Below are 16,535 nucleotides of genomic sequence, written 5' to 3'. Positions count from 1 at the left end.
GCATGCGCAGCGGACCGCTCGTCGAGGGTGAATGGGTTCGCCTCACCGATCCCAAGGGACGCAAGCACAACCTCAAGCTCGAGACCGGGGCCCAGTTCTCGACCAAGAAGGGCCAGCTCGACCACGACGACATGATCGGCCACCCCGAGGGGATCGTGATCGAGTCGTCGATGGGCGCCGCCTACCAGGTGTTCCGTCCACTGCTGTTCGAGTACGTCGTGTCGATGCCGCGCGGCGCCGCGATCATCTACCCCAAGGACGCCGCCCAGATCGTGACGATGGCCGACATCTACCCCGGCGCACGAGTCGTCGAGGCCGGCGCCGGCTCAGGCAGTCTGACGACCTATCTCCTCCGCGCGATCGGCCCCGAAGGGACGCTGGGCTCGTACGAGCTCCGTGACGAGTTCGCCGAGAACGTCCGCCGCAATGTCGAGCAGGTCGCCGGCACCGACCTACCCGGTTGGACATTGACCGTGGGGGACGTCAAGGAAGCGATCACCGAGACCGAGATCGACCGCCTGATCCTCGACATGGTCGACCCGTGGAGCTGCATCCCGCTCGCGGCGGAGCGCCTGGTGCCGGGAGGCATCGTGTGCGCGTACGTCGCGACGACGACGCAGCTGTCGATGTTCGTCGAGAGCATCCGCGAGGACGGCGGGTTCACCGAGCCCCACGCATGGGAGACGCTGGTGCGCGACTGGCACCTCGAGGGGCTGTCGGTGCGACCCGACCACAAGATGAACGGCCACACCGCGTTCCTGGTGACTGCCCGGCGGATGGCACCCGGCCAGCGCTCGCTGGAGAAGTCGCGGCGACCGGCTCCCGGCGCGTACGGGCCCGACTACAAGGGCCCGCGTCCCCTCGGGCTCGAGCCCGAGACCGACTCCTGAAAGAAACGACGCGACTGTGTCTGAGATGACACCCAATCGCGTGGAGCGGGCGGGTAGGGTCGGCCGTACGAGCAGGAGGTGGCTATGACCGACAAAGAGCCCGTCCAGAAGCGTGGTCAGACCAGCGAGACCGAGCAGGAGCTTGGCTACTTGCGCGCGGAGGTCGAGCACCTGCGCCGCCGGCTCGGAAGCGAGGGTTCGACCGACTCGCGTCTTGCCGAGATCGAGGCGAAGCTCTCGGCCACCAACGCCCAGAACGAGCGGCTGACGTCGACGCTGCGCGAAGCGCGCGACCAGATCGTCACCCTCAAGGAAGAAGTCGACCGGCTGGCTCAGCCGCCGACGGGCTTCGGCACGTTCCTCAAGCGCAACGACGACGACTCGGTCGACGTGTTCACCGGCGGCCGCAAGCTTCGGGTCAACGTCAGCCCGACCGTCGACAAGGACGACCTCCGCAAAGGCCAAGAAGTCATCCTCAACGAGGCGATGAACGTCGTCATGGCGCTCGAGTTCGAGCAGACCGGCGAAGTCGTGTCCTTGAAAGAGATCCTCGCCGACGGCGAGCGTGCCCTCGTGATCGGCAATGCCGACGAAGAACGCGTCGTACGCCTCGCCGAGCCCCTGCTGGGCCTCAAGATCCGCGCCGGCGACTCCCTGCTGCTCGACAGCCGCTCCGGCTACGTCTACGAACGGGTGCCCAAGAGCGAGGTCGAGGAGCTGGTGCTCGAGGAGGTCCCCGACATCGACTACGACAGCATCGGCGGCCTCAAGAACCAGATCGAGTCGATTCGCGACGCGGTCGAGATGCCCTACCTCCACCCCGAGCTGTTCATCGAGCACGAGCTCAAGCCACCCAAGGGCGTGCTGCTCTACGGTCCTCCCGGCTGCGGCAAGACGTTGATCGCCAAGGCGGTCGCGGCGTCGCTGGCCAAGAAGGTCTCCGAGCGCACGGGCGAAGAGGGACGTTCCTACTTCCTCAACATCAAGGGCCCCGAGCTCCTCAACAAGTACGTCGGCGAGACCGAGCGGCACATCCGCCTGGTCTTCCAGCGTGCCCGTGAGAAGGCCAGCGAGGGCACGCCGGTCATCGTGTTCTTCGACGAGATGGACTCGTTGTTCCGCACCCGCGGTTCGGGCGTCTCCTCCGACGTCGAAAACACGATCGTCCCGCAGCTCCTCAGCGAGATCGACGGTGTCGAGGGCCTCGAAAACGTGCTGGTGATCGGTGCCTCCAACCGCGAGGACATGATCGACCCCGCGATCCTGCGGCCCGGCCGCCTCGACGTCAAGATCAAGATCGAGCGCCCCGACGCGGAGTCGGCGCGCGACATCTTCAGCAAGTACCTCACGCCCAACCTGCCACTGCATGCTGACGACCTGGCGGAGTGGGGCGGCGATCGAGCCGCCTGCACCAACGGGATGATCCAGCGCACCGTCGAGCGGATGTACACCGAGTCCGAGGACAACCAGTTCCTCGAGGTGACCTACGCCAACGGCGACAAGGAGGTCCTCTACTTCAAGGACTTCAACTCCGGCGCCATGATCCAGAACATCGTCGACCGTGCCAAGAAGATGGCGATCAAGGACCTCCTCGAGAACGGCCAGAAGGGCCTGCGGGTGCAGCACATGCTGCAGGCGTGCCTCGATGAGTTCAAGGAGAACGAGGACTTGCCCAACACGACCAACCCCGACGACTGGGCGCGGATCTCGGGCAAGAAGGGTGAGCGCATCGTGTTCATCCGCACCCTCATCTCCGGCAAGAGTGGCAACGAGCCCGGACGGTCGATCGACACGGTCGCCAACACGGGTCAGTACCTCTGAGTCATCAGATCCGCGTCGCCCGCTATGACAGCGACGACGCGGCTCTGCTGACTGCGGAGGTGCAGCTGGAGTACGTCCGTCGCTACGGCGGTGAGGGCGACACGGCACCGGTCGACACGTCGGAGTTCGACGCCCCGGACGGCGCGTTCTTCATGATCGACGTCGACGGTGCACCAGCCGCGATGGGCGGCTGGCGTCGGCACGGTGACGGCGGCGATGCGGAGATCAAGCGGATGTACGTACGTCCCGCCTACCAGCGCCGCGGCCTGGCCCGCGAGCTGCTGGCGCATCTGGAGACCACGGCACGTGCTGCCGGCTTCAGGCGGCTCATCCTCGAGACGGGAATGGCGCAGCCGGAGGCGATCGAGCTCTATCGCACGGCCGGGTACGACGACATCCCCGCCTTCGGCTACTACGCGGACGCAGAGCTCAGCGTCCACCTCGGCAAGGTTCTCACCGGCCACCAATGAGTGCTACTCGACCTTGTGGCCGCGGCCCTTGACCCGGACGTCGTTCTTGTCGGCCTTGTCGGTGGCAGGCACCGAGATCACGGCGCCTCCGTCGGTGTCGAGGATCGTCGCGGTGATGTAGGACGCCGCGTCCGACGACAGGAACAGCGCACTGTCGGCAACGTCGTCGACGGTTCCCCAACGGCGCAGTGGCATCGACTGGCCGATGTGGTCCTTCATCTCCTGGGTCGGCGAGACGACGTTCTCCATGCCCCACGATCCCTCGATCGGGCCGGGGGAGATGCCGTTGACCCGGACGCCCTCGGGCCCCCACTCGAGCGCGAGGACCTTGATCAGCATGTTGACGCCGGCCTTGGCGGCGCACACGTGGGCCTGGAAGTTCAGGGGGCGTACGGCCTCGGGCGCGGTGATCGCGATCATCGAGGCACCCCGCTTGTTGAGCACGTCGTACGCCGCACGGAACACGTTGAACGTGCCGACCAGGTCGATGTCGACGACGGCCTTGAAGCCGTTGGCGGACATCTCGGCTGCGGGGGCGTAGAAGTTGCCAGCCTGGCCCGCGACCACGAGGTCGATGTTGCCGAGCTCCTCAGCGGTGGCCTTCATGGCGGCGTCGATCTGGTCGTAGTCGCGGACGTCTCCCGCGAAGCCGCGTACTTCTCCACCGATCTGCTTGAGCTCGTCCACCGCAGCGTCGACGCGCTCCTGGTTGCGGCTCAGCACCGCGACCTTGGCGCCGTGCTCGGCGTAGCGTCGGGCGATCTGGAGGTTCATGCCACGGGTTCCGCCCGCGACGAATGCCACCTTGCCTGCGAGGATCCCGGTTCCAAACGTGTCAGTCATGGGAAAACTAGAACACGTTTCAGTTTCACTGTCCACCGACACTCCGCAATTCGGTCGAGCCGCAACCGTAGGGTGGCTGCATGACCGTGAGGCGTGTGCAAGGGAGTGAAGTCGAGTACGGCATCGCCGTGCAGGGGCAGCCGCACGCCAATCCCATGGTGGCGTCGACGCACGTCGTCAACTCGTACGCCGCGGCGCACGGGCTCACGCGACGCGCCAGATGGGACTTCGAGGAGGAGAACCCGCTGCGCGACGCCCGCGGCTTCGACCTGAGCCGCGAGGTCGCCGACCCGTCACAGCTCACCGACGAGGACATGGGCCTCGCCAACATCATCCTGACCAACGGCGCTCGCCTGTACGTCGACCACGCGCACCCGGAATACTCCAGCCCCGAGGTCACCAACCCGATGGACGTCGTGATCTGGGAGAAGGCCGGCGAGAACGTCATGCGGCTCGGCGCGGAGCTGGCCGCGCAGATTCCCAACACCGCGCCGATCGTGCTCTACAAGAACAACATCGACAACAAGGGTGCGTCCTACGGGTCGCACGAGAACTACTTGATGCGCCGTGACGTGCCGTTCGACCAGATCGTCGAGCACCTCACCCCGTTCTTCGTGTCACGCCAGGTGTTCACCGGCGCCGGCCGGGTCGGCCAGAAGCAGGACGGCAGCGTCCACGCATTCCAGGTCAGCCAGCGTGCCGACTACTTCGAGGTCGGCGTCGGCCTGGAGACGACGCTGAAGCGCCCCATCATCAACACCCGCGACGAGCCGCACGCCGACCCCAAGAAGTATCGGCGGCTGCACGTCATCATCGGCGACGCCAACTGCTCCGAGACGGCGATCTACCTCAAGCACGGCACCACCTCGCTGGTGCTGGCGATGATCGAGGCCGGCTTCGTCACCGGCAACCTCGCCCTCGCCGCGCCGGTCACCGCCCTGCACGAGATCTCGTACGACCCATCGCTGACGCACACCGTCGAGCTGGCCGACGGCCGCCGCATGACGGCTCTGGAGATCCAGGGCCACTACCTCGAGCTGGCCAAGTCCTTCGTCGAGCGCGAAGGTTCGGACGAGCAGACCGACGACGTCATCGCCCGGTGGGAGAGCGTGCTCGAACGACTCGCCCGCGACCCGATGGAGTGTGTCCGCGAGCTCGACTGGGTCGCCAAGCTGGCGCTGCTGGAGCAGTACCGCGAGCGCGACGGGCTCGACTGGGACCACGCCAAGCTGCACCTCGTGGACGTGCAATATCACGACATCCGGCTGCACAAAGGGCTCTATCACTCGCTGGTGCGTGCAGGCCGCATGGAGCGCCTGATCACGGAGGACCAGATCGCGGCCGCCGTGACCGACCCTCCACACGACACCCGCGCCTACTTCCGCGGCATGTGCCTGGCGCGGTTCGCCAAGGACATCGCCGCCGCCTCGTGGGACTCGGTGATCTTCGACCTGCCCGGACACGACTCGTTGCAGCGGATCCCGACGATGGAGCCGCTGCGCGGGACCGCCGAGCACGTGGGCGCACTGTTCGAGACGAGCACCACGGCGTCCGAGCTGTTCGCCGCGATCACCCGGCGGTGAGCATGACTGTCGACGTTCGCCTCGGCGCTCCTGACGACCTGCCTGCGCTGACGGAGATCTACAACCACTACATACGCACGTCTCACGCGACGTTCGACCTCGACGAGCTCACCGTCGAGGCGCGGCGGGGCTGGTTCGACGACCACTCGGTCGACGACCGGCACGTGCTGCTGGTCGCCGACATCGACGGATCTCCGGCCGGATATGCCACCAGCAGCCAGTTCCGGGTCAAGGCCGCATACGACTCGTCGGTCGAGACCACGGTCTACGTCGCCCCCGGCAAGGGCGGGCAGGGCATCGGCCGCGCGCTGTACGACGAGCTGATCCGCAGGCTGGTGGCCGTCCCGACCCTGCACCGCGCGTACGCGGGCGTCGCGCTGCCCAACCCGGCGTCGACGGGCCTGCACCTCGCCTGCGGGTTCGCCTCGATCGGCACGTTCACGGAAGCCGGATACAAGCTCGGGCGCCATGTCGACGTCCAATGGTTCGAGAGATCCCTCGACCACTGACCCCGAGATCACCACGCGGCGCTTCCGTGGCGATATAGGGTTCAGGTATGTCCGAGCAGCAGCACAAGAACACCCGCAAACAGACCGAGCCCGAGGTCACGGCCGAGGCGACCGAGGTCGACGTCGAGCAGAAGGTCAAGCTCGACGACGACGTCGACTCGATCCTCGACGAGATCGACGACGTGCTTGAGGAGAACGCCGAGGAGTTCGTCCGCAGCTTCGTGCAGAAGGGCGGCGAGTGATGCTCCCGGAGGGCAACCGCCTGTCCGGATCGTCTTCCTTCGCCGACTACCTCTCGACGACCGCGCCCGACCTGTTGCCGGGTGCCGCTGCCCGCGGCGGCGCCGGCAACCACGGCGACCTGGCCCCGCACGGCACCACGATCGTGGCCGCAACGTTCGACGGCGGCGTGGTCATGGCCGGCGACCGCCGAGCGACGATGGGCAATCTGATCGCCCAACGCGACATGCAGAAGGTCTTTCCCGCCGACGAGTTCTCCTGCATCGGCATCGCCGGCAGCGCGGGGCTCGCGATCGAGCTCGTGCGCCTGTTCCAGGTCGAGCTCGAGCACTACGAAAAGATCGAGGGCATCGTCCTGTCGGCCGACGGCAAGGCCAACCGCCTCGCCGCACTCATCCGCGGCAACCTGGGCCTCGCGATGCAGGGTCTCGCCGTCGTACCCCTGTTTGCCGGATTCGACCTCGAGACGGCCCAGGGCCGCATCTTCTCCTACGACGTCACGGGTGGTCGCTACGAGGAGCACGCGTTCCACTCGGTCGGCTCGGGCTCGGTGTTTGCCAGGGGAGCGCTCAAGAAGCTCTACGGCCCCGGACTCACCGAGGGCGACTGTGTCACCGCCGTCATCCAGGCGCTCTACGACGCAGCCGATGACGACTCCGCCACGGGTGGACCCGATCTGACGCGTCGCATCTTCCCGGTTGTCGCGGTGGTCACCGCCGACGGCTACCGCCGCCTCGCCGACGAGGAGGTCGGAGCGATCGCCGATGATGTCATCGGTGGTCGTCTCGTACGTCCCGACGGCCCGACCGCCCCGCTGAGCTGAGAGGAGAGACCCCATGACACAACCGTTCTACGTCTCGCCCGAGCAGCTCATGAAGGACCGGGCTGACTTCGCCCGCAAGGGCATCTCCCGCGGCAAGAGCGTCGCGATCGTCCAGTACGCCGACGGCATCCTGTTCGTGTCGGAGAACGCCTCCAAGGCGCTCCACAAGATCAGCGAGATCTACGACCGCATCGGCTTCGCGGCCGTCGGTCGCTACAACGAGTTCGAGAACCTTCGCATCGCCGGCGTGCGCCTGGCCGACATGCGCGGCTACTCCTACGATCGCCGCGACGTCACGGGTCGCGGTCTGGCCAACGCCTACGCGCAGACCCTGGGCACGATCTTCTCCTCCGGCGGTGAGAAGCCGTACGAGGTCGAGATCTTTGTCGCCGAGGTCGGCGACACCGCCGATGACGACCAGATCTACCGCCTGACCTACGACGGTTCCGTCGCCGACGTGCAGGGCTTCGGCGTCATGGGCGGGCAGAGCGAGCAGGTCGAGGAGCACCTCGGCGCGAGCTACAAGCCCGGCATGGACCTCACGACAGCCATCAAGACAGCCGTCACGTCACTGGGACACGACGTGGAGCCGCCTCGCACCGTCGACGCCGGTTCGCTCGAGGTGGCCGTGCTGACCCGGGCTCGCTCGCAGCCTCGCAAGTTCCGACGCATCCCCGAGTCCGACGTCGTGGCCGCGCTGGGATCCTGACGCCCGCTGACTGAACCCCCGGCTCGATAAACTCCTCGGATGCGCCGGGGACAATCGATCACGGTTGCCCTCGTGGTGATCATCCTGCTGGCCGTCGGTTGGGGGGTGGCAAGCGGCATCGGCTCCGCACTCGGTCTGCGCACCGAGTCGTCCGCCATACCGATCGAGCAGCTCACGGCCGCGCCGGCCAGCGCACGCGTCCCGGCACCTGACATCACGCTGAGCTCCGTACCCGACGACCCGCGCGTACGCCGTGCGGCCACCGAGCTCGCCGAGGTCGTCAAGGCCGCACCCGGACGCCAGGGCACCAGCACGCTCACGGTCCGGGTGACCGGAGCCGGAACCGACCAGAGCTACCAGCTGTCGGGCTCGGCGTCCGCACCCGTCATCACCTCCACGTCGCCGGCAGGTGCAACCGCGGCGCTGTATGACATGGCCGACCGCGTGCGTACGGGCCGTGACGTCCTGGCCAATCTCGGCAGGACCGTCACTCCCGGGCTGCCGTTCCGCATGGTCGATCTCGGCGCCGCCGGAGTCACACCAGACCCGAAGGAATGGAGGAAGGGCACCGACTACTCGCACAACTCCGGTGCGTTCGCCGATGTGATCCTGCCGAAGGCTCCCTACATCGACCGGTCCGCGCTGACCGAGGCCAACGAGGACTTCAAGACCTACGTCAACCATGTGCTGGCCGAGGGCTACAACGCCATCGCCGTTCCCGGCTTCCTGGAGTACGTCACGTTCAGCGAGGTCGGCGACGGCCACGAGATCTACACCGGCAAGACCGACCACATCGACCGCGCGAAGGCGATGCAGGCGGCGTTCGGACCGATGTGGAAGTACGCCCACGACATGGGCATGAAGGTCTACTTCCGTACCGACATGCTGGCGCTCAGCACACCGTTGGAGAAGTATTTCGACGACCAGGGCCTGACGACCGACGACCAGGCCATGTGGGACGTCTACCGGGCGGGGCTCGACGAGGTCTACGCCGGCATGCCCTACATCGACGGCACGCTCGTACGCATCGGTGAGGCCGGCAAGGTCTACGACCTCCCGGGCTGGGACTACTACTCCGACCTGGCCGTGACGTCCGTGAAGTCGGTGCGTCAGATGCTGAACGCATTCGTTGACGAGGCCGAGGCCGCCGACAAGGAAGTCATCTTCCGCAGCTGGAGTGTCGGCGTCGGCGCGGTCGGCGACATGCACACCAACCAGGGGTCGTACGAATCCGTGCTCGACGGCATCGACAGCGACCACCTGATCGTCTCGACGAAGTACACCCTCGGCGACTTCTACAGCCACCTGCCGCTCAACGACACGCTCGAGGTGGGCGACCAGCGCCGGATCATCGAGCTGCAGAGCCGTCGCGAGTTCGAGGGCTACGGCTCGCTGCCCAACGACCTCGGCACGCTCTATCAGCAGGCCATTCAGCGGTTCACTGCCCCCAACCCTCACGTGGAGGGCATCTGGACGTGGACGCAGGACGGCGGTCCGTGGCGCGCCGGGCCGATGTCGCTCGAGCTCAAGAGCGGGTTCTGGCAGCTCTACGAGCTCAACACGTATGCGGCCGCGCGTCTTGCGCAGGACCCGACGACCGACCCGGCCGAGATCACCGCCGATTGGGCTCACCGCTGGTTCTCCGACGATCCAGCGACGGTGAAGGCGATCGGCGACGCCATGGCGCTGTCGCGCCAAGCCGTGTCGACGGGTCTCTACATCGGTCCGTACGCCGACCATCGCGTGTTCGCGCTCGGCCTCGAGCCGCCGCCGATGATGTGGATCTTCGAGTGGGACATCCTCACCGGCGACAGCGCCGTGCTCGACGTCATCTACGAGGTCAGCAAGGACGAGCTCGACGAGGCGATCGGTGGGGGAGCCGAGGCCGTCACGACGGCCAAGCAGATGCAGAAGCTCATCGCCGACACGCCCGCCGGCAGCTGGCGCGAGCCAGCCCTGCGCCAGCATTTCATCGAAGCCACGGACTACCAGGTCAACCTGTTCACGATGCTGGGTGCATACCGCTCGATGGTGCTGCGCCACGCACAATGGCTCGACACCGGCTCGAGCGAGGCCCGCGACGAGTGGAAGTCCGCCCGCGCTGCCTTCATCGCCGCGCGAGACGCGCACGAGGAGGCGTACGCCGGCAACCTCGACCTGCCCGCCTACAACCTCACGGCCGCCGACATCGGGCTGGAACGCGCAGACCGCGACCTGCCCATGGCGTGGGCGGCCCGTGGGCTTCTCGTGCTGCTCGCGGGCTGGATGCTGCTGGGAGCGCTCGGCCGTTCCGTCGCGGCGAGGGCGCACTGGACCGGCTTCACCCGTCCGTGGCGCACGAAGGACCTCGACGTACGCGGGCGGGACCTCGCGCTGCTCGTCGGCGTTCCCGTCGTCGCGCTGGCCGTGAGTCGCGGGATCTACACGTGGTTCGCCGCGCCGGCGCATCTGGTCCTCGTGCTCGGCGGCTGGCTGCTGTTCGCGCTTGCCCTGTACGTCCTGTTGCCGGCACGCCTGCGCCTCCCGGTCCTGGCGGCCGTCGGGGGAGCGGCAATCGCCCGTACGCTGCTGCTCCTCGGTGTGCTGTCGATCCGAGGACCGGGTCGCTACTGGCTCATGTTCTGGACCGAGCCGGGTGCGCGCACGGTCTACGTCACGGTCGCGGTCGCGCTGTTCCTCTGGGTGCTCGTCGCGGCCGGGTGGGCCATCGCGGCATCGACGACCCGCCGCCGCGCCTGGGGCGTCGTCCTGCTGGCCGCCGGCGTGCCGCTCCTGGGCATGGGTGCACTCGTCGCCACGATCGGGCTCGAGGACGCCATGACAGCGTGGAACGACCAGATGGCGCTGCTGCCCTGGGGCCTGTCACGCATCCTCGGCATCACGGTCTACCTCGGCATACCGCCTGGTTCGGTCCATGCAGCGGTGATCCTCGGCGCGATCCTGTGCGCGATTGGCGCCGTGTTGTCCCGCGGTGTCAGGCGGGCGTGACTAGGCTGGCCCCATGGATCGGCGGATCTTCGGCATCGAGAACGAGTACGGCGTCACGTGCTCGTTCAAGGGCCAGCGCCGTCTGTCACCCGACGAGGTGGCCCGCTACCTGTTCCGCCGCGTCGTCTCGTGGGGCCGCAGCAGCAACGTGTTCCTCCGCAACGGCGCCCGCCTTTACCTCGACGTCGGCAGCCACCCGGAGTACGCCACGCCGGAGTGCGACGACCTGGTCGACCTCGTCACCCACGACCGGGCAGGCGAGCGCATCCTCGAGGGTCTGATGATCGACGCCCAGCAGAGGCTCGCCGACGACGGTGTCGAGGGCGACATCTACCTGTTCAAGAACAACACCGACTCGGCGGGCAACTCCTACGGCTGCCACGAGAACTACCTCGTGAGCCGGGCAGGGGAGTTCAGCCGGCTCGCGGATGTCCTCATACCGTTCCTGGTCTCGCGCCAGATCATCTGCGGTGCGGGCAAGATCCAGCAGACGCCGCGCGGCACGATCTTCTCGGTCAGCCAGCGCGCCGAGCACATCTGGGAGGGCGTCTCCAGCGCCACCACGCGTTCACGTCCGATCATCAACACCCGCGACGAGCCGCACGCCGACGCCGAGCGGTTCCGCCGCCTGCACGTCATCGTCGGCGACTCCAACATGAGTGAGACCACGACGCTGCTCAAGGTCGCCACGACCGACCTGGTCCTGCGGATGATCGAGGGCGGCGTGTCGATGCGCGACATGACGCTCGACAACCCCATTCGCGCCATCCGCGAGATCGCCCACGACATGACCGGCCGCAAGAAGGTCCAGCTCGCCAACGGTCGTGAGCTGTCGGCCCTCGAGATCCAGGCGGAGTACTTCGGCAAGGCCGCCGAGTTCGTCGACCGCCACGGTCTGCACACGCCGACCATCACCCGCACGCTCGACCTGTGGGAGCGCACGCTCAAGGCCGTCGAGTCCGAGGACCTCTCGCTGGTCGAGCGCGAGATCGACTGGGTCATCAAGTACAAGCTGCTCGACCGCTACCGCTCGGTCAACGGCCTGAGCTGGGGTGACCCGCGCGTCGCCCAGCTCGATCTCGCCTACCACGACATCCGTCGTGACCGCGGGATCTTCTACCTCCTCGAGAAGAAGGGCGCCGTCGCGCGCGTCACCAACGACCTCGACGTGTTTGCCGCGAAGTCGATACCGCCGCAGACCACGCGCGCTCGCCTGCGTGGCGACTTCATCAAGCGGGCGCAAGAACGCCGGCGCGACTTCACGGTCGACTGGGTACACCTCAAGCTCAACGACCAGGCGCAGCGCACCGTCCTGTGCAAGGATCCGTTCCGCTCGCACGACGAGCGAGTGCAGCGACTCATCGACGGTATGTGACCGGCCTCAGCATCCTCTTGGCTTCTGTCGATACGATGACCAACGGCCCTTCCACCGATCCAAAGGTTCCTTCGTGCGTCGTCTCCTCGTGGCAACTGTTGCCGCCACCAGCTTGGTTCTCGCCGGATGCGGCTCTGACAGCTCCGGCGGTGGTCTGGGCGACATCAGCGTCAGCAAGGACTCCAAGCCGAAGGTCACCGTCGGCAAGGGCTTCACGGCCACCAAGACGACCTCCAAGGTCGTCACGCCGGGCAGCGGTCTCGTGCTGGCCGCGGGCGATGCCGTCAAGGTCAACTACGTCGCCATCAACGGACGCACCGGCAAGGAGTTCGACAACTCCTTCACCAGCGACAAGCCGCTGACGCTGACGCTGTCGGAGAAGGAAGTCCTTCCCGGCTTCGTCAAGGGCCTGACCGGCCAGAAGGTCGGCAGCCGTGTCCTGGTGGCCATCCCGCCCAAGGACGGCTTCGGCCAGGCGCAGCCCGATCTCGGCATGAAGAAGGACGACACCATGGTGTTCCTCTTCGACGTCGTCTCCAAGGTGCCGACCGCGGCAGCAGGCAAGCCCAAGGCTCTCCCCAAGGACCTCCCCAAGCTGGTACTCGACGACAAGTCGCAGCCGTCGAAGTTCGAGAAGACCGCAAAGACAGCCCCCACGAAGGACAAGCCCAGCGCCAACGTCGTGATCGAGGGCAACGGCCCCGTCGTCAAGCTCGGTCAGACGCTCAGCGTCCACTACCTCGGCCAGATCTACCCCACGGGCAAGATCTTCGACTCGTCGTGGACACGTGGCGCTCCGTCGTCGTTCGCGCTCGCGGAAGGCCAGCTCATCAAGTGCTGGACCGACCTGCTGCCCGGTCTCAAGGTCGGCAGCCGCGTCGTTCTCGTGTGCCCGGCTGACGTCGCGTACGGCAAGGAAGGCAGCGGCGCCGACATCAAGGGTGGCGACACGCTGATCTTCTCGATCGACTTGCTCGACGCTTCCTGACATCCTCCTGTCATGGCCGAGCGCAAGACCGAGAGGTTGATGAACCTCATCTTTGCGCTGCTCGTGAGCAAGCAGTTCCTCACGAAGGCGCAGATTCGCGATGCAATCGCCGATTATCGCGATGCTCCGAGCAGTGATGCATTTGACCGGATGTTCGAGCGCGACAAGGAAGAGCTCCGCGAGCTCGGCATCCCGGTCGAGACCGGCGGCAACGACACGTACTTCAGTGACGAGGTCGGCTACCGCATCCGCCGCGACGAGGCGGAGCTGCCCGATCTCGAGCTGACCCGCGAGGAGGCTGCCGTCATCGGTCTGGCCACCCAGGTGTGGGAGCACGCGGGTCTCGCCAACGACTCGACCACCGCACTGATGAAGCTCAAGGCGATCGGTGTCGACGTCGACACCTCGGTGCTGCGCATGGCCGAGCCCAAGCTCTCGACCAACGAGCCCTCGTTCGACGTCGTCTGGGATGCCGTGACGCGGCGCATCCCGGTGTCGTTCGCCTACGCGCGACCGGGCCGCGAGGCGATGGAGCGCCACCTGCAGCCATGGGGGATCATCTCGTGGCACGACCGTTGGTACGTCGGCGGATTCGACCTCGACCGCGAAGGTCCGCGCATCTTCCGGCTGTCACGCATCATCGGCCAGGTCTCGACGATCGGGGCCGCCGGCTCGTACGAGGTGCCCGACGGCACCGACATGAAGGACCTCGCCCGCGGGCTGTTCCCGGCTCCGCCCGACGAGGCCGCCGTGCTCCGCATCCGCAAGGGCCGCGGGCTGTCGTTGCGCCGCCTGGCCGAGAAGGTCACCCCGATCAACGATGACCTCGACGAGGTGGCGATCCGCTACTCGTCCGACTGGGAGCTCGCCTCCGAGGTGGCGTCCTACGGTCCCGACGTCGTGGTGGTGTCGCCGCCCTCCGTACGTGATGCCGTCGTCACACGTCTCAAAGCCGCTGCCAGCGGGACGGTCAACGCATGACCCAGCGCCAGCGAGGACACAACGGGGCTGTCATGTCGACGGCTCCGCATTGTGGGTTGTCCACGGAGACGTCGACATGACTCGCTCCCGCTCACAGGTCGTGCGCATGTTGGCCCTGGTGCCCTATCTCCAGTCGCACGACGGCATCCCCGTCAACGACGTCGCTGCCGAGTTCGGGGTCAAGCCCAAGCAGATCCGCGACGACCTGCGCCTGCTGATGTACACCGGAGTCGGCGAATATCCCGGAGAGCTGATCGACTTCGACCTCACCGCGCTCGAGGACGACGGTGTCGTCGCGATCCGCGACGCGGAGTTCATGACCCGGCCACTCCGCATCAGCACCAGCGAAGGCGCGGCGCTGATCGTGGCGCTCCGTACGCTGCGTGCGTCCGCGAGCGGCGAGGAGCTGACGGTCATCGACAGTGCCCTCTCCAAGCTCGAGGCCGCGGTCGGCGACTCAGTCTCAGCTCCGGTCGATGTGGTTCTCGACGAGGTCGACCCCGCGATCCACTCGACGATCGTGCAGGCGCTCGCCACCGGCAAACGGCTCGAGCTGACGTACGCCACCGCCTCGCGTGACGAGCAGACCGATCGCCACGTCGACCCCCGACGACTCTTCACCGAACAGGGCAAGCTCTACCTCGAGGCGTGGTGCCTCAAGGCCGAGGACCTGCGGTTCTTCCGGCTCGACCGCATCGTCGCCGCGGAGCTCACGTCGTTCGACGCGGAGGAGCATGACGTGACCCCCCGCGACCTGTCCGACGGCTTCTTCACGGTGGGGGAGGAGACCCCATATGCCCTGGTCGACCTGCACCCGCGCGCCCATTGGCTGACGGAGTACTACCAGGTCGACCTGATCGAGCAAGCCGACGACGGCACCTGGCGCGCCCGGCTCTACGGTGCCGACTGGGGATGGCTGCGCCGGCTCGTGCTGCGCAATGCCGGCTCGGTCGCCGTGATCGAGCCCGCCGAACTCGCCGCAGATGTGGCCACTCAGGCTGCATTGGCACTACGCGCGTACGATGAAGTCGAGTCACCCAACTAGGAGTAGCCATGTTCCGTTCGATCGGTCCGCCAGAGATTCTGTTGCTTCTCGGTGTCGTGCTGCTGCTGTTCGGCGGCAAGAAGCTCCCCGAGCTCGCCCGCGGCTCTGGCCGCGCACTCCGCATCTTCAAGTCCGAGGTCAAGGACCTGGGTGACGACGCCAAGGACGAGTCTCCGGCGCCCGAGGCCCTCGAGTCGGCAGAGGCGGACAAGAAGCCCGAACAGGGCTGAGGTTGGCGCTTCGCCGCGGCACGCCTCCGCCAGGAGGCACGATGCCGCTCGTCGAGCACCTGCGTGAGCTCAGGCGACGTCTCGTCATCGCCGTGGTGGCGATCCTCATCGGCACGATCGTCGGCTGGATCATCTATCCGTCGGCATTCGAGTTCCTCAAGCAGCCGTACGTCGACGGCATCGCGCCGCTGCTCGAGCGCAAGGGCTTCGAGGCCGAGCTGGTGCTCAGCGGCGGGGTCGGCAGTGCGTTCAGCTTTCGGCTGAAGTTCGCGCTGGTCATCGGGTTGGTGATCGCCGCCCCGGTGTGGATCGGCCAGATCTGGCGCTTCGTGCTCCCTGCGCTGCACCACAACGAGCGCCGATGGGCCTATTTGCTCACCGCCACAGGTGCCCCGCTGTTTGCCGCCGGGGTTGCGGCCGGCTACTTCGTGCTGCCCAAGGGCATTGAGGTGCTCGTGAGCTTCGCGCCCGAGTCGGTCAACGTGCTGCTGACGTTGGGCGACTACCTCAACTTCGTGATCCGTACGGTGCTCGTGTTCGGCATCGCCGCACAGATCCCACTGGTCGTCGTGATGCTCAACCGCCTCGGCATCGTGAGTGGCCGTCAGCTCGCCTCCGCCCGGCCATGGACCGTCATCGGGATCTTCGTGTTCGCCGCCGTCGCGACGCCCAGCACCGACCCCCTGACGATGCTCTTCCTCGCGGTGCCCATGACCGTGCTGTACCTGGTCTCGGAAGTCATCGCCCGGGTGACGGATCGTCGCAAGGCCAAGGCGACCCCCGAAGAGCTCTCCGACGACGAAGCGTCCCCGCTCTAGTCAGTTGCGTTGCGTGGCTCGCGTCGTGGATTTGGCCGGTTTGAAGGGCGCACATACAAGGGCGCGGGCTTGGTTTGTGGACAGGCTGGTCCGGCGGCTTGCCTTGTGGACAAGCATCGCTGATTTTCGTTGAATTCACAGGGTTTTTCACTGGTCATCGAACATGCGTTCTAGTAGTCTGGAGGCATGGATTCGGGGATCACGATCGACGCGATGCGCGCC

Annotated in this window: 16 protein-coding genes; 15 read left to right on the top strand and 1 reads right to left on the bottom strand. The window is 66.8% G+C overall.

The genetic code is table 11. The features are described from left to right. Positions 1-2 precede the first annotated feature (2 nt). From ABD683_RS16700 to ABD683_RS16690, 3 genes are all read left to right on the top strand, one after another. Positions 3-890, top strand: coding sequence for a tRNA (adenine-N1)-methyltransferase (locus tag ABD683_RS16700; protein WP_344771202.1), 888 nt, complete (start codon positions 3-5; stop codon positions 888-890). An 84-nt stretch (positions 891-974) separates the two neighbouring features. After that, positions 975-2,711: a proteasome ATPase gene (gene arc, locus ABD683_RS16695; RefSeq protein ID WP_344771201.1), complete on the top strand. Its 1,737-nt coding sequence runs from the start codon at positions 975-977 to the stop codon at positions 2,709-2,711. A gap of 59 nt (positions 2,712-2,770) precedes the next feature. Then, positions 2,771-3,181 (top strand): GNAT family N-acetyltransferase, encoded by a 411-nt coding sequence (locus ABD683_RS16690; protein ID WP_344771200.1) that lies wholly within the window; start codon positions 2,771-2,773, stop codon positions 3,179-3,181. A 3-nt stretch (positions 3,182-3,184) separates the two neighbouring features. Here ABD683_RS16690 and ABD683_RS16685 read toward each other — a convergent pair whose 3' ends face one another. Further along, on the bottom strand, positions 3,185-4,024 hold the full coding sequence (locus ABD683_RS16685) for an SDR family oxidoreductase (RefSeq protein ID WP_344771199.1): 840 nt from the start codon (positions 4,022-4,024) through the stop codon (positions 3,185-3,187). 80 nt (positions 4,025-4,104) lie between these two features. Here ABD683_RS16685 and dop point away from each other — a divergent pair, with 80 nt between their 5' ends. From dop to tatC, 12 genes are all read left to right on the top strand, one after another. Then, positions 4,105-5,607 (top strand): depupylase/deamidase Dop, encoded by a 1,503-nt coding sequence (gene dop / locus ABD683_RS16680; RefSeq protein ID WP_344771198.1) that lies wholly within the window; start codon positions 4,105-4,107, stop codon positions 5,605-5,607. Positions 5,608-5,609: 2 nt separating this feature from the next. Then, complete coding sequence (locus tag ABD683_RS16675; RefSeq protein ID WP_344771197.1) at positions 5,610-6,116, top strand: GNAT family N-acetyltransferase; 507 nt, start codon at positions 5,610-5,612, stop codon at positions 6,114-6,116. A gap of 47 nt (positions 6,117-6,163) precedes the next feature. Further along, a complete protein-coding gene (locus tag ABD683_RS16670) occupies positions 6,164-6,358 on the top strand; it encodes a ubiquitin-like protein Pup (protein ID WP_344771196.1) in 195 nt (64 codons plus the stop codon). Next, positions 6,358-7,179 (top strand): proteasome subunit beta, encoded by an 822-nt coding sequence (gene prcB / locus ABD683_RS16665; RefSeq protein ID WP_344771617.1) that lies wholly within the window; start codon positions 6,358-6,360, stop codon positions 7,177-7,179. The genes ABD683_RS16670 and prcB overlap by 1 nt, the downstream gene beginning before the upstream one ends. A 13-nt stretch (positions 7,180-7,192) precedes the next feature. After that, a complete protein-coding gene (prcA, locus tag ABD683_RS16660; RefSeq protein ID WP_344771195.1) occupies positions 7,193-7,888 on the top strand; it encodes a proteasome subunit alpha in 696 nt (231 codons plus the stop codon). Positions 7,889-7,927: 39 nt separating this feature from the next. Further along, positions 7,928-10,876: a hypothetical protein gene (locus ABD683_RS16655; protein WP_344771194.1), complete on the top strand. Its 2,949-nt coding sequence runs from the start codon at positions 7,928-7,930 to the stop codon at positions 10,874-10,876. 13 nt (positions 10,877-10,889) lie between these two features. Further along, on the top strand, positions 10,890-12,251 hold the full coding sequence (pafA, locus tag ABD683_RS16650; RefSeq protein ID WP_344771193.1) for a Pup--protein ligase: 1,362 nt from the start codon (positions 10,890-10,892) through the stop codon (positions 12,249-12,251). A gap of 73 nt (positions 12,252-12,324) precedes the next feature. Then, on the top strand, positions 12,325-13,239 hold the full coding sequence (locus tag ABD683_RS16645; RefSeq protein WP_344771192.1) for an FKBP-type peptidyl-prolyl cis-trans isomerase: 915 nt from the start codon (positions 12,325-12,327) through the stop codon (positions 13,237-13,239). Between the two features lie 12 nt (positions 13,240-13,251). Continuing rightward, positions 13,252-14,220: a helix-turn-helix transcriptional regulator gene (locus ABD683_RS16640; protein ID WP_344771191.1), complete on the top strand. Its 969-nt coding sequence runs from the start codon at positions 13,252-13,254 to the stop codon at positions 14,218-14,220. A gap of 76 nt (positions 14,221-14,296) precedes the next feature. After that, positions 14,297-15,265 carry a helix-turn-helix transcriptional regulator gene (locus ABD683_RS16635; RefSeq protein ID WP_344771190.1) on the top strand — a complete coding sequence of 323 codons (969 nt, stop codon included), beginning with the start codon at positions 14,297-14,299 and terminating at the stop codon, positions 15,263-15,265. An 8-nt stretch (positions 15,266-15,273) separates the two neighbouring features. After that, entirely contained in the window at positions 15,274-15,495 is a 222-nt protein-coding gene (gene tatA, locus ABD683_RS16630) for a twin-arginine translocase TatA/TatE family subunit (protein WP_344771189.1), read from the top strand. A gap of 41 nt (positions 15,496-15,536) precedes the next feature. Further along, a complete protein-coding gene (gene tatC / locus ABD683_RS16625) occupies positions 15,537-16,313 on the top strand; it encodes a twin-arginine translocase subunit TatC (protein WP_344771188.1) in 777 nt (258 codons plus the stop codon). The last annotated feature ends 222 nt before the right edge of the window (positions 16,314-16,535 follow it).

The organism is Aeromicrobium panaciterrae (assembly GCF_039537165.1).
Lineage (GTDB): Bacteria > Actinomycetota > Actinomycetes > Propionibacteriales > Nocardioidaceae > Aeromicrobium > Aeromicrobium panaciterrae.
This window is presented reverse-complemented; position numbering and strand designations above follow the sequence as displayed.

What these genes read in the sequence shown, in the direction of transcription:
- ABD683_RS16700 (WP_344771202.1), top strand. Translation starts at nt 3, where the DNA reads ATGCGCAGCGGACCGCTCGTCGAGGGTGAATGGGTTCGCCTCACCGAT.
- arc (WP_344771201.1), top strand. Translation starts at nt 975, where the DNA reads ATGACCGACAAAGAGCCCGTCCAGAAGCGTGGTCAGACCAGCGAGACC.
- ABD683_RS16685 (WP_344771199.1), bottom strand. Translation starts at nt 4,024, where the DNA reads ATGACTGACACGTTTGGAACCGGGATCCTCGCAGGCAAGGTGGCATTC.
- dop (WP_344771198.1), top strand. Translation starts at nt 4,105, where the DNA reads ATGACCGTGAGGCGTGTGCAAGGGAGTGAAGTCGAGTACGGCATCGCC.
- ABD683_RS16675 (WP_344771197.1), top strand. Translation starts at nt 5,610, where the DNA reads ATGACTGTCGACGTTCGCCTCGGCGCTCCTGACGACCTGCCTGCGCTG.
- ABD683_RS16670 (WP_344771196.1), top strand. Translation starts at nt 6,164, where the DNA reads ATGTCCGAGCAGCAGCACAAGAACACCCGCAAACAGACCGAGCCCGAG.
- prcB (WP_344771617.1), top strand. Translation starts at nt 6,358, where the DNA reads ATGCTCCCGGAGGGCAACCGCCTGTCCGGATCGTCTTCCTTCGCCGAC.
- prcA (WP_344771195.1), top strand. Translation starts at nt 7,193, where the DNA reads ATGACACAACCGTTCTACGTCTCGCCCGAGCAGCTCATGAAGGACCGG.
- ABD683_RS16655 (WP_344771194.1), top strand. Translation starts at nt 7,928, where the DNA reads ATGCGCCGGGGACAATCGATCACGGTTGCCCTCGTGGTGATCATCCTG.
- pafA (WP_344771193.1), top strand. Translation starts at nt 10,890, where the DNA reads ATGGATCGGCGGATCTTCGGCATCGAGAACGAGTACGGCGTCACGTGC.
- ABD683_RS16640 (WP_344771191.1), top strand. Translation starts at nt 13,252, where the DNA reads ATGGCCGAGCGCAAGACCGAGAGGTTGATGAACCTCATCTTTGCGCTG.
- ABD683_RS16635 (WP_344771190.1), top strand. Translation starts at nt 14,297, where the DNA reads ATGACTCGCTCCCGCTCACAGGTCGTGCGCATGTTGGCCCTGGTGCCC.
- tatA (WP_344771189.1), top strand. Translation starts at nt 15,274, where the DNA reads ATGTTCCGTTCGATCGGTCCGCCAGAGATTCTGTTGCTTCTCGGTGTC.
- tatC (WP_344771188.1), top strand. Translation starts at nt 15,537, where the DNA reads ATGCCGCTCGTCGAGCACCTGCGTGAGCTCAGGCGACGTCTCGTCATC.